General features: G+C 74.1%; 10 protein-coding genes. 5 read left to right on the top strand and 5 right to left on the bottom strand.

The genetic code is table 11. The features are described from left to right. The first annotated feature begins 132 nt into the window (after nucleotides 1–132). Together ACFYNX_RS30640 and ACFYNX_RS30635 are read left to right on the top strand one after the other, a co-directional pair. Entirely contained in the window at nucleotides 133–402 is a 270-nt protein-coding gene (locus ACFYNX_RS30640; RefSeq protein ID WP_125665500.1) for a type II toxin-antitoxin system Phd/YefM family antitoxin, read from the top strand. Further along, the gene (locus tag ACFYNX_RS30635; RefSeq protein WP_388666078.1) at nucleotides 399–767 is read left to right on the top strand and encodes a type II toxin-antitoxin system VapC family toxin; all 369 of its coding nucleotides are present in this window, start codon (nucleotides 399–401) and stop codon (nucleotides 765–767) included. The genes ACFYNX_RS30640 and ACFYNX_RS30635 overlap by 4 nt, the downstream gene beginning before the upstream one ends. 67 nt (nucleotides 768–834) lie before the next feature. Here ACFYNX_RS30635 and ACFYNX_RS30630 read toward each other — a convergent pair whose 3' ends face one another. Together ACFYNX_RS30630 and ACFYNX_RS30625 are read right to left on the bottom strand one after the other, a co-directional pair. Next, complete coding sequence (locus tag ACFYNX_RS30630) at nucleotides 835–3408, bottom strand: ABC transporter permease (RefSeq protein ID WP_388666075.1); 2574 nt, start codon at nucleotides 3406–3408, stop codon at nucleotides 835–837. Further along, on the bottom strand, nucleotides 3405–4193 hold the full coding sequence (locus ACFYNX_RS30625; RefSeq protein ID WP_388666072.1) for an ABC transporter ATP-binding protein: 789 nt from the start codon (nucleotides 4191–4193) through the stop codon (nucleotides 3405–3407). Before ACFYNX_RS30625 ends, ACFYNX_RS30630 begins: the two co-directional genes overlap by 4 nt. Nucleotides 4194–4387: 194 nt before the next feature. On the opposite strand from ACFYNX_RS30625, the gene ACFYNX_RS30620 reads away from it, so the two are divergent. Further along, nucleotides 4388–5926 carry an MFS transporter gene (locus ACFYNX_RS30620; RefSeq protein WP_388666069.1) on the top strand — a complete coding sequence of 513 codons (1539 nt, stop codon included), beginning with the start codon at nucleotides 4388–4390 and terminating at the stop codon, nucleotides 5924–5926. Nucleotides 5927–6095: 169 nt separating this feature from the next. On the opposite strand, the gene ACFYNX_RS30615 is transcribed toward ACFYNX_RS30620, so the two are convergent. The 3 genes from ACFYNX_RS30615 to ACFYNX_RS30605 all read right to left on the bottom strand — a co-directional run bounded on the left by ACFYNX_RS30615 (nucleotide 6096) and on the right by ACFYNX_RS30605 (nucleotide 10990). Next, nucleotides 6096–7118 (bottom strand): cellulose-binding protein, encoded by a 1023-nt coding sequence (locus ACFYNX_RS30615; protein ID WP_388666066.1) that lies wholly within the window; start codon nucleotides 7116–7118, stop codon nucleotides 6096–6098. Between the two features lie 145 nt (nucleotides 7119–7263). Then, a complete protein-coding gene (locus ACFYNX_RS30610; RefSeq protein WP_388666063.1) occupies nucleotides 7264–9984 on the bottom strand; it encodes an SUKH-4 family immunity protein in 2721 nt (906 codons plus the stop codon). A 7-nt stretch (nucleotides 9985–9991) separates the two neighbouring features. Next, nucleotides 9992–10990: an SMI1/KNR4 family protein gene (locus tag ACFYNX_RS30605; RefSeq protein WP_125668511.1), complete on the bottom strand. Its 999-nt coding sequence runs from the start codon at nucleotides 10988–10990 to the stop codon at nucleotides 9992–9994. A 272-nt stretch (nucleotides 10991–11262) separates the two neighbouring features. Here ACFYNX_RS30605 and ACFYNX_RS30600 point away from each other — a divergent pair, with 272 nt between their 5' ends. Next, on the top strand, nucleotides 11263–11775 hold the full coding sequence (locus ACFYNX_RS30600; RefSeq protein ID WP_388666058.1) for a YwqJ-related putative deaminase: 513 nt from the start codon (nucleotides 11263–11265) through the stop codon (nucleotides 11773–11775). Nucleotides 11776–11785: 10 nt separating this feature from the next. Beyond that, the gene (locus ACFYNX_RS30595; protein WP_125668513.1) at nucleotides 11786–12274 is read left to right on the top strand and encodes an SUKH-3 domain-containing protein; all 489 of its coding nucleotides are present in this window, start codon (nucleotides 11786–11788) and stop codon (nucleotides 12272–12274) included. The last annotated feature ends 25 nt before the right edge of the window (nucleotides 12275–12299 follow it).

Genomic DNA, 12299 nt, shown 5'->3' with positions numbered 1-12299 from the left:
TGCCACTGTCACTCGCCCGAAGGAACCCGGCCACTCGGGAGAGTGAAGCGGCTGGCCGGTGTGCCGCTTGTACGACTAAGATTAGTCCAGTACTTAGTCCACCTTTGCTCCGCCTAGCTGTGAGAGGCCGCGATGGAAGCAGCCCGGCAGTACAACGTCCACGAGGCGAAGACCCACTTCTCCAAGATCCTGGAGGCGGTCGCGACCGGCGAGGAGGTGATCATCAGCAAGTCCGGGGAACCGGTCGCGAAGGTGATTCCGCTGGTCGGAAAGGTCCTCCGCACCGACTACGGCTCCCTCCGGGGGCGCATCACCGTCGCCGACGACTTCGACGACCTCCCCGACGGCTTCGCCGAGGCGTTCGGGGACGAGGCGGACGAGCCGTCCGGAGCCGCCGAGTGAAGCTCCTGCTCGACACGCACGTCGTCCTCTGGTGGCTCAACGGCGACCTCCCGGACGAGACCCGCGATCTCCTGGCCCGGGAACGCTGGGTGTACATGAGCGCCGTCACGCCGTGGGAGCTCTCCGTCAAGCAGGCCACCGGCAAGCTCGACGCCCCCGCCGACGTGGCGGAACGGGCCAGGGACACCCAGTTCCTGGCCCTGCCGATCGTCGCGGAGCACGGCATCCGCGCGGGACGGCTCCCGCCCCACCACCGCGACCCCTTCGACCGGATACTGATCGCCCAGGCGCAGACCGAGGGGCTCACCCTCGTCACCCGGGACAAGCACATCCCCCGGTACGACGTGCCCGTGCTCACGGTCTGAGCCCTCCGAGCAGCCGTACGGCCCCGGCGCGCACGCACCGGGGCCGTACCTTCCTCCGTACGGACCGCTACTCGCTCGCGATCGCGTTCAGGACGTTCATCCGCCCCGCCCGGAAGGCCGGGACGAGGGCCGCGAAGAGGCCCACGAAGGCGGAGGCGACGAAGACGGTGAGGATCGTCGGCCAGGGGACGTCCAGGACGCCGAGGCCCTCCAGGGCCAGGAGCTTCTGGGCGGCGGTGCCCCAGCCCATGCCCAGGCCCAGGCCGAGGAGCGCGCCGAAGAGGGCGATGACCACGGACTCCAGGCGGATCATGCGGCGCAGTTGGCGGCGGGAGAGGCCGATGGCCCGCATGAGGCCGATCTCCCGGGTCCGCTCGACGACCGACAGGGCCAGGGTGTTCACGACGCCGAGGACCGCGACGACGATCGCCAGGGCGAGGAGCCCGTACACGATGTTGAGCAGTTGCCCGACCTGGTCCCGGAGCTCCTCCTTGTAGTCGGCCTGGTTGCTGACCTTGTACTGCGGGTAGGGCGCGAGCGCGTCCTTGAGGGCCTGGTAGGCCTGCGTCTCCCGGCCGTCCTCCGCGCCGGCGAGGAGCAGCAGGCTGTGCGGCATCCGGTCGGCGGGCAGGTAGCGGGCGGCGGTGGTGACGTTGGTGTACATCGCGCCCTTGTCGACGTTCGCCTGGTCGGAGGTGATCGCCGCGACCCTCAGCTTCGCCGGCTTCCCGCCCTTGAAGGCGACGGTCAGGACGTCGCCGACCTTCACCCCGTGCGCGGTGGCGTAGTCGCTGCCGACGGACATGGCGTCCGGCCCGTAGGCGTCCGCGAGCCGCCCGGCGGTGGTCTCCCGGCGCAGGTCCTGCGCATACGTCGGGTCGGCGGCGGCCAGGCCCTGCTCGGCCTTCTTGCCGCGCGGGTCGGTGACGGTGACGTCGAGCCACTTGTACTCGGTGACGTGGTCGATGCCGGGGGCCTTCTCCAGGGCTGCCTGCGCCTGCGGCACGATCGGCTGGCCGGTGCCGGACCGCACGATGAAGTCGGCGCCGACGGAGCGGTCCAGCTCCTCGGTGGCGGAGGCCACCATGGAGGAGCCGACCACCGACAGGCAGGCGACGAGCGCCAGGCCGATCATGAGGGCGGCGCCGGTGGCGCCGGTGCGGCGCGGGTTGCGCAGGGCGTTGCGCTCGGCCATCCGGCCGACGGGCCCGAAGACCCGCAGGACGACGACGCCGAGGACGCGGACGACCCCGCCGGCGAGCAGCGGGCCGACGACGACGAAGCCGAGCAGGGAGAGGACGACGCCGAGGCCGAGCCAGGCGGAGCCGGGGGCGGCCTCCTCGGCGCGGGCGGCGGCCACGAGGGCGGCCGCCCCGGCGGCGGTCAGGGCGAGGCCGATCCCGCCCCGGACCCGGCCGGCCCGTGCGTCGGCGGGGGTGCCGGCGTCGCGCAGGGCGGCCATCGGGGAGATCTTCCCGGCGCGGCGGGCCGGGACGTAGGCGGCGAGGACGGTGACGACGACGCCGAGGACGACGCCGACGACCGGGGTCGTCCACTTCACGGTGAGGTCGCCGGTGGAGAGCTCCATGCCCACGGCGGACATCAGCTTCATCAGGCCGACGGCGAGGCCGACGCCCGCCGCGACGCCGGCGGCCGAGCCGACCAGGCCGAGGAGCAGCGCCTCGATCAGGACGGAGCGGTTGACCTGCCTGCGGCTCGATCCGATGGCCCGCATGAGGCCGATCTCGCGGGTGCGCTGGGCGACCAGCATGGAGAAGGTGTTGACGATGAGGAAGATGCCGACGAGGAAGGCGATCCCGGCGAAGCCGAGCATGGCGTACTTCATGACGTCGAGGAAGCCGGCGATGTCCTCGCGGCCCGCGTCGGCGGCCTCGGCGGCCGTCTGGAGCTTGTAGCCGTCGCCGACGGCGGCGGCGATGTTCGCCTTGAGGGCCTCGTCGCTCACGCCGGGCGCGGCGTCGGCCGTGATCTGGGTGAACAGGCCTTCCTTGCCGAGTAGTTCGCGCTGGGCGGTGGCGGTGTCGAAGTAGACGAGGGTGGCGCCGGGGTTGGTGACCTTGAAGTCGGCGATGCCGGAGATCCTCGCGGTGAAGTCGCCGGTGACGGAGATGGTCCGCAGCGCGTCGCCGAGTTCGAGGCCGTGCTTCTCGGCGGTGGCGCCGTCGACGACGACGTCGGTGGGGCCGCGCGGCTCGTGGCCGGAGGCGATCTCCACCGAACGCAGCTCGTTCGGCGTCCAGTTGACGGCGATCGTCGGGGCGCCGTTGGCCGGGCCGACGTTCTCGTTCCTCGCGTCGACGACGGTGACGCTCAGGGAGGTGACCGCGCCCCGCACGTTCCGGGCGCCCTCCGCCTTGGCGACCTTCTCCAGGAGCGCGGCGGGGAAGGTCTCGGGGCGGCCGGTCTGCGGGGTCTCGTCGTCGGACGCCGCCCCCTTCGGGCTGACGGTGACGTCGGAGGCGGTGGTGGCGAAGAGCTTGTCGAACGTCGTGTTCATCGTGTCCGTGAAGACCAGGGTCCCGGAGACGAACGCGACGGAGAGCAGGACGGCGACGGCGGAGAGCGCCATGCGGCCCTTGTGCGCGAGGAAGTTGCGCAGGGAGGTCTTGAGGACGCTCATGAGGTCCGCCCGCGCGCGTCGAAGTCCTTCATCCTGTCGAGGACGGCCTCGGCGGTGGGCCGCTCCATCTCGTCGACGATCTTCCCGTCGGCGAGGTAGAGGACGCGGTCGGCGTACGAGGCGGCGACCGGGTCGTGGGTGACCATGACGATCGTCTGCCCCAGCTCGTCGACCGAGGTGCGCAGGAAGCCGAGGACCTCGGCGCCGGCCCGCGAGTCGAGGTTTCCGGTCGGCTCGTCCCCGAAGATGATCTCGGGCCGGGCGGCGAGCGCGCGGGCCACGGCCACGCGCTGCTGCTGACCGCCGGAGAGCTCGTTCGGCCGGTGCCCGAGCCGCTCGGACAGGCCGACGGTGTCGACGACCCGGCGCAGCCAGTCGGCGTCCGGCTTCCGGCCCGCGATGTCCATCGGGAGCGTGATGTTCTCGATCGCGCTCAGGGTCGGCAGCAGGTTGAACGCCTGGAAGACGAAGCCGATCCGGTCCCGGCGGAGCCGGGTCAGCTTCTTGTCCTTGAGCCCGGTGATCTCGGTCTCGTCCAGGAAGATCTGCCCGCTGGTCACCGTGTCGAGCCCGGCGAGGCAGTGCATCAGGGTGGACTTGCCGGAGCCCGAGGGCCCCATGATCGCGGTGAACCGGCCGCGGGCGATGTCCACGTCGACGGCGTCGAGGGCGACGACCCGGGTCTCCCCGGAGCCGTACGCCTTCACGACCTGCCGCGCCCGCGCGGCGACGGCCGTAGCCCCTCCCGTACCCCCGTGCGTGGGGGTGGTCACAGCCGTAGTCACGTTTCTCTCCTCGAAGGCGGTGGCGGGTTCGTAAGTTCAAGTTAAGGAGCGCGACCGGGAGTTCTCCTCCTCCGCCGGTACGAACGGCCCCTGGCCCGCATGGGGGAGAAACCCCTAGGGGCTTCTCCACCCGGGGTCGGGGTGGCACGCTGTCACCCGGGAATTTAGGTGTACGAAGAAAGGAAGGGCGTACGGTGACCGAGCCGTCGACGACACGGGCCGGGACCGGCCCGGCCCCCGCATCCGCCCCGGCGCGCCGGGGACCCGTCGTCGCCGCGCTCATGCTCGGGATGGGGCTCGCCGCGATCGACGGCACCATCGTGTCCACGGCCGTCCCGCAGATCGTCGGCGACCTCGGCGGACTCGCCGTCTTCTCCTGGCTGTTCTCCGGCTACCTGCTCGCCGTCACCGTCACCCTCCCCGTGTACGGCAAGCTCAGCGACACCTTCGGCCGCAAGCCGGTCCTCGTCGCCGGGGTCGTCCTCTTCCTGATCGGCTCCCTGCTGTGCGCGGCCGCCTGGAACATGGCCTCCCTCATCGCCTTCCGGGTCGTCCAGGGCCTCGGCGGCGGCGCGCTCCAGGGCACGATCCAGACGATCGCCGCCGACCTGTACCCACTCAAGGAACGCCCGAAGATCCAGGCGAAGCTCTCCTCCGTCTGGGCCGCCTCCGCCGTCGCGGGCCCGGCCGCCGGCGGCCTCCTCGCGGGCTACGCCGACTGGCGCTGGATCTTCCTGATCAACCTGCCGGTCGGCCTGGTCGCCCTGTGGCTGATTTGCCGGTACCTGGTCGAACCGGAACGGACCGCGCCCCGCGCGCGCGTACGGATCGACTGGGCGGGCGCGCTCTGCGTCTTCGCCACCGGCGTCCTGCTCCTCACCGCCCTCGTCCAGGGAGGCGTCGCCTGGCCCTGGCTCTCCGCTCCCTCCCTCGGCCTCCTCGGCGGGGCCGCCGCCCTCGGCGCCGTGACCGTCCTGGTCGAGCGGCGCGCCGCCGAGCCGATCATCCCCGGCTGGGTCTGGCGCCGCCGCACGATCGCCGCCGTCAACCTCGCGCTCGGGGCCCTCGGCCTGCTCATGGTCGCCCCGACCGTCTTCCTCCCCACGTACGCCCAGTCCGTCCTGGGCCTCGGCCCGATCGCGGCCGGATTCGTCCTGTCGGTGATGACCCTGAGCTGGCCCCTCAGCGCGGCGCTCTCGAACCGGGTCTACACCCGCATCGGCTTCCGGCTCACCGCCGTCCTCGGCATCTCCGGCGCGCTCCTCGTCCTGCTCGCCTTCCCACTGCTGCCGTTCCCGGGGGAACCCTGGCAGCCGGCCCTGCTGATGCTGCTGCTCGGCGCGGCCCTCGGCCTCTTCCAACTGCCGCTGATCGTCGGCGTCCAGTCGACCGTCCCCTACGGGGAGCGGGGCACGACCACCGCGTCCGTCCTCTTCTGCCGCCAGGTCGGCCAGAGCGTCGGCGCGGCCGTCTTCGGCGCCGTCGCCAACGGCGTCCTGGCCGCCCGCCTCGGCGGCGACGGCGACCTGGACGCCCTGGCCCGCGCCCTGGACTCCCCCGGCTCCCTGCCGCCCGCGACGACGGACCTCCTGCGCCGCGCGGTCGACGCGGCGGTGGACTACGTCTACCTCGGCGCGGCGGGAGCGGCCGCCCTCGCCCTCCTGGTCCTGCTCGTCCTGGCGCCCCGCCGCTTCCCGGTGCTGGGGGAGGGGGAACGCCGGGAGGCCCCCTAGGGGGTGGGAGCCGCCCCGCCCGGGATCGTCGGGCAGAAGGGATGCCCGGCCGGGCCCAGGAGGACGCGCCGGCGGTCGGGGCGCGGCTGGTCGGCGGGGACGGTCGCGCCCGGGGCGACGAGCCGGGCCTCCCCGCGCCGTCGCGCCCCAGGCCCGGCGCCCGGGTACGTCACCGGCCGGCCGGAGCCGTCTCCGGGCCCGGGTCCTCGTCCCGGCCGGAGACCGAGGCCGAGTCCGGAGACGGGTCCGGGGCCGGGACCGAGTCCGGGGCCGAGCCCGAATCCTGGTCCGTCTCCGCCCCCGTCCCCCCGGCGGGCGACCGCTCCGGCTCCTCCTCCGGCCCCCGGCCCGTCAGCGCCGCCAGGGAGTCGCGGATGTGCTCCATGTGGGAGTGGATCTCGTCCCGCGCCTCCTCGTGCTCCCGCAGGACCCGTTCCGTCGCGCGCTCGATCCGTTCCGCCTTCAGGCGGGCCTGCGCGAGCAGCTCCGACGCCTTCGCGTCCGCGTCCTCCTGGCCGTGCCGGGCCTGCTCCTCGGTCTCCGACAGGAGCCGCCCCGCCTCCGCGAGCCGCTCCTCCGCGCGGCCGAACAGCTCCTCGTGGCGCGCGTCGAGCTCGGCCGCCCGCGCCTCCTCCCCGCGCTCGGCCTCCTCCCGTACCGCCTTCCGCTCGGCCTCCTGCTCCGCCAGGAGCTCCGCCGCGCGCCGCTCGACCTCCTCGAAGGCCTCCCGGGCCGCCGACCGCAGCTCCTCCGCCTCGCGGCCCGCCTCCGTGGCCAGCTCCTCGGCCCGCCCCCGGGCCGTCTCCAGGGTCGCGCGGGCCTTCGCCTCCGCCGCCTCGCGGACGCCCTCCGCGTACGCCCGCGCCGACTCCGCCGCCTCCCGGGCCGCCGCGTCGGTCGCCTCGGCGAGGGCCTGCGCGTCGGCCTCGGCGGCGCGCACCAGCGCCTCGTCCTCCGCCTCGGCGAACTCCAGGATCTTCCGCGCCCGCTCGCCCAGCGACTCGTACCGCTGCGGCGGCAGCCCCCGGACGAGCTCGCGGAGCCCCGCGAGCTCCGTCTCCCGCTCCGCCACCAGGGCGGTGAGCAGCACGGCCCGCTCCCGGGCGCCGTCGCGCTCGGTGGAGAGCGCGGCGAGGAAGCGGTCGACCTGCTCGGGGCGGTAACCCCGCCCCCGCCCGACAGCGAAACTCATCCCTGGCGTCCCTTCCTCTGGCTCCCGCCGACTCCCTCTGGCCCGAACTTCCAGGATGCGCCATCAGAACGGACAAAAGGCGCCCAACGTGTACACACGCCGAGCGCCTTTCATCACATTCCGTCCGGACGGAGGCCGGAGAAGGTCAGAGCAGGCCGTCCCACATCTGCTCCAGGAGCACCGACCACCAGTTCTCCGGCGACGCGAGCGCCGCCGGGTCCAGCATCGCCAACTGCGCCTGGAAGTCCACCGTCCAGCGGCCCGCCTGCTCCGGGTTCAGCCCGAACCGCAGCCGCCACATCCGGCCCAGCAGCGCCATCGACCGCGTGAACTCCGGAAGCCCGGTGTTCACGAACTGCGGCGGCACCGACTGCCCGCCCGGACCGGCCTCCACCGGCACCGCCACGATGTGCGCGGTCCCGTACTGGACGCACAGCGCCCGCCCGAAGTCCGAGCCGAGCACCAGGTACGCACTCGCGTCCGGCGCGGCCGGGACCTGCCGCTGCGCCGCCAGCTCGGCCAGCGTCGGCACCACCGGCACCGCCGGCTGCGCCCAGAAGAACGGACCGAAGTCCGCCGGCAGCCCCGCCCACACCAGCGTGCGCGCCACCAGCTCCGGCACGCCCTGCCGCGACACCGCCCGCTGGTCGAAGCGGAGGACGCCCGGACCGAACGCCCCGGCCAGCTCCTGCGCGATCGCCTCCGGCGGGACCGGCGGCGCCGGCTGCACCGGCGGCAGCGGCGCCCGCACCGGCGCGGGCCGCGCCGGACCGTCCGCGACCTGGTGCAACTCCCCCTGATGGGTGAGCAGTTGCCGCATGCCCTGCTGCCGGCCCGCGTGATCACGACCGTACGGGGCGATGCTGGTGATCCGCGCCTGCGGCCACGTCTCCCGGATCATCCGCGCGCAGTAGCCGCCCGGCAGCTCGCACGACGCCAGCTCCGTGTGCAGTTCGAGCACCTGCTGCGGCGGCACGTTCATCGCGCGCAGCTCGTGCAGGATCTGCCACTCCGGATGCGGGGTGCCGGGCGCCGAACGCCGGATGATCTGCGCCTCGGAACCGTCCGGCGCCCGGTAGCGCAGCACCGCCTGGTAGCCGGGACCCACCGTCGGCTGCCCCGGCGGCTGCTGCGGATACCCGTACGCGGGAGGTACGGGACCGGCCGCGGGCGGCGGCGTGTGCCCGCCGTGCACCGGCGGCGCCGGAGCGGGCGGGGGCGGCGGGCCCGCCGGACCGCCGGGGCCCGGGTGCGCCAGCATCGTCGCCGCGTGCGCAACACCGCCCGGAGGCGTACCGGGCACGCCCGGCGGCGGCGGGGGCGGCGGAGGCACGCCCGGACCGGCAGGGCCGGGCTGCGCCAGCATCGTCGCCGCGTGGTGCACGGGCTGCGGCGGCGTCACCGGACCCGGCGGCGCGGGCGGCGGACCGGGCGGACCCGGCTGCGCGGGCGCCGGCGGCTGGGGGCCGTCGGGCCCGAGCTGCGACACCAACTGCGTCGGGATGTAGGCGTTGCCGCCCGACGACGCCCCCGGCACGCCCGGGGCGCTCGGCGGAGGCGGCGGACCGGCCGGACCGCGCCCGCTCTTCGGCGGCGGCGTGGCCTTGCTCGTCGCGGCGTCCGCGAGGTCCGCAGCACCCGAGGGCACGGGCGGAGGCGGCGGCACGGCGGGACCGGGCGGGGTGACGCCCGGCGGGGCCGGCGCGGCCGGGTCGAGCCGGGGCGCGACGGCGGTCGGCGGCAGCGCGCTGCCGCCCTTCATCAGGGCCGTCGGCGCGTCGGCACCCACCACCGGCGGCGGGGCGTCCTCGTCGTCCGTCCCCGACAGCGGCGGCGCGAACACGGTCGCGGGCAGCGGCACCGCCCCGCCCGCACCACCGGAACTCGCGTTCGCGTCCACCCAGGGACTGCCCGCGGGAGTGGCCGGAGTCGCCGGGGCGGGCGCGGTGGCCGGAGTCGCCGGGACGCCGTCCATCGCGGTCGGCTCGTAGGCGTCGCCGTCGGAGGCCGCACCGGGAGCCGCTCCGGAGGCGGTCCCCGAGGCGGTCCCCGACGCGGGGGTCCCCTGGGCCGGAGTCCCGGACGCCGGGGCCCCCGGACCGGAAGCCGCAGCCGAGTCCGTCACCTCCGACACCTCCGACGCCTCCGCCCCTTCCGACGCCTCCGCCGAGAACGCGACCGACGACGCGGAGGACGCGGCCTCGGCGGAGGAGGCGGAGGAAGAAGCGGGAGACGCCGAAGACCCGAAGGACTCCGAAGAAGCCGAGGAAGCCGAGGACGCCGAGGACGCCGAGGACGCGGAAGACGCAGAAGACGCGGAAGACGCAGAAGGAACCGAAGACTCCGAAGAGACCGAGGACCCGGACGACGCCACCGACACCGACGACGGCACCGGCCCCGTCCCGCCCGCCCCCTCCACCACGTCCGACACGTCGTCCACCGGACCCGACGCACCCGCGCTCTCCTGCGACGCGTGCGCCTCCTCCCGCGGCAGCCCGATCTTGTCCGCCGCGTCCTGCAACCACTCCGGCGGAGTCAGCAGGAACGACGTCTGGTTCAGATCGATCCGCGCCGCCGGCACCGCCGCCTGCGCCGGCACCTCCTCCGCGGACCCGTACTCCTCCTCGTACCGCCGGATCACCTCGCCCACCGGCAACCCCGGCCACAGCGTCGCCTCACCGCTGTCCCGCGCGATCACGAGCCGCTGACGCCCGCCGTCCGACGTCGGACCGCCCTCGCGGTCCTCCGCCCACACCACGAACCCCAGCTCGAACTCCCGCACCCGCACCTCGCGGTGCTGATAGCCCGGCAGATCGCCGTTGATCCACTCCTCGGCGCGCTCCTGCGCCTGCGCGAACGTCACCACAGCCAGCTCACTCCCCCACCGGGACCACGGGCACGGCGCGCGCGAAGCCGCCGTCCACCATCAGGTTCGCCACCGTCTCCAGCTCCGGCGGATTGCCCGCCAGACGCTGGAGGAACGCGTCGAAGTCCGCGCCGCACGGCAGCAGCAACCGCTCCACCCGCTCGTTCACCGACCAGCCCGCCGCCACCTCACCGGCGTCCCGCGCGTCGTCGTACGCGCAGAACCACACCGAACCGACCCCGCCGCCCCGCACCTTCAGGGCGATCAGACCGCCCTGCACGAACGCGACGCCCAGATAGTCCTTCGTCAGGTGGTCCCGCAGGCACTTGTTCACGTACACGAGGTCGTTGATCCCGGCCTCCTCCCGCACCGTGAAGAACGGCTGGTCCACCAGGAGCCCCAGCTCCGCGTCCAGCGCCGCCCCCACCGGAGCACACCCGCCCGCCGCCTTCAGGAACGAGCGGTACGCCCCCGGAAGCCGGTAGCCCAGGTCCTCCTCGACGCCCTGGAGCTGCTGCTCCGACACCGACACCCGGCCCTTCGGCAGCCCGAAGTGCGCCGGCCGCGTCTCCTGCAACGGACGCGTCCCCCGCTTCGCCTGGTCGACGGCCGCCGTCGCCACCCCGCCGTGGTGCCGCAGCAACGCCTTCACCTCGACCGGCACCAGCTCCATCCGGCGACTGTGCGCCACGTGGTGCCAGGTCCAGCCGTGCGGCGTCGCCACCGCCGAAATCGTGTCCCACAGCTCGTGACCGGTCGCGGCCATCGCCGCGTTCGCCGACACGTAGTCCGTGAGCCGCAGCTCGTCGACGCCGAAGCCCTCCGGCGGATCCGCGATCTCCGCCGCCGCGCGCGCGTACGGCGAGAAATCCGGATAGCCGCGCCCGTCCACCCGCACCCCCCTGGGGTGCCGGGAAGCACGGACCGGATCCGGGAAGTGCACGACCTGCCCGGCGTAGGCCGCGTTCGGTGGCGCGGTGTCCTGGCCGAGCCGACCTGTCGTCATGGCGGTTGCCCCCTGCATGGCGTCGCTGACTGCTGCTACCGACAGCCGGGCCGCTGGCTGCCGCCGACTGATGCCGCACAGCCTATGCGCTGCCACAAGAGGCCGAACCGGCCCGATCCGACGGTGACCAAACGTCACGGCCCCATGACAGACGCACCATGATTCCGACACACCGACAACGCCTTACGGCGCCCCAGCTTCCCCATATGGCTCCCTATTTGGCAGGCTGTCCCCGCAACTCGGGGGAATTGCAGGAGGGGAAGACCAGCACCATGCACGCAGCACCGACGCCCACACAGGGTGACCCACGCCTCAACTGGAGCAGCAGCGCCGAGGCCGGCCGCGCACCCTTACTGCGTCACCGCCGCGACGGAATCCTCCCCACCGTGGGCGCCGCCCTCTCCGTACGCGGCGAGACCCTCACCGGCACCGCGGGCCGCGGCGACCGCCCGCCCGCCCTCCACCCGCTCGTCCAGGACTTCCTGGACACCCTCACCAGCGGCCAGCGGGAACGGTTCACCGGACGATGTCCCGAGGCCATCCTGCTGTCCCGGCACCTCGCCGCCACCGAGGGCGGGCGCTCCAAACGCGCCCAGCGCAGACCGCTCACCCACGGCGAGGCCCGCCGCTCCCTCAAGCACGCCAAGCTCACCGCGCGGCACATCCGCGAGGACGGCGACCCGCTGCACGGAAGCTACGCACCGCCCTGCCGCTCCTGCACGGCGATGCTCGCCCACTTCGGCGTCCGCGCCGTCGACCCCACCGCACCCGTCGAGAACGGCTGACCGCACCCCCATGCCCGACCACAGCACCACCCGGTTCCCGGTCAACGTCGACGCCGCCCTCCGCGAGGCCGGCTGGCAGCCCGGCCGCTGGGACATCAAACTCGCCGAGGAGTGGGCCGATGCCCTGCGCGCCCACGTCTCCCCCGCCGGCCACCGGCACAGCGTCTTCCCCGCCGTCGTCGAGGCCTGGGCGGAGTTCGGCGGCCTGCGCGTCACCGCGCCCGGCCACGGCCGGCAGATAGCGCCCGCCGCCGTCCGCTTCGACCCCCTCGCGGGGCTCCACCTCTCCCGCACCCTCGCCGACCTCGGCCGCGCCCTGGAGACCGAACTCGCCCCCCTCGGAGAAGAGGGCGACCACCAGGCGGTCCTCGCCATGGACGCCGAAGGACGCGTCTACAGCCTCGACCACGCGGGCGACTGGTACCTCGGCAAGGACATCGACGCGGCCCTCTCGACCCTGATCACCGGAGCACAGCCGACACGCCTGACGGCGGGGTAGGACGTACGGGGTAGGACATACGGAG

Origin of the sequence: Streptomyces sp. NPDC007872, from assembly GCF_042868165.1 — a bacterium.
Classification (GTDB): Bacteria; Actinomycetota; Actinomycetes; order Streptomycetales; family Streptomycetaceae; genus Streptomyces.
Note: the sequence above shows the minus strand (reverse complement) of the source record. Positions and strands in the feature narration are given on the sequence as shown.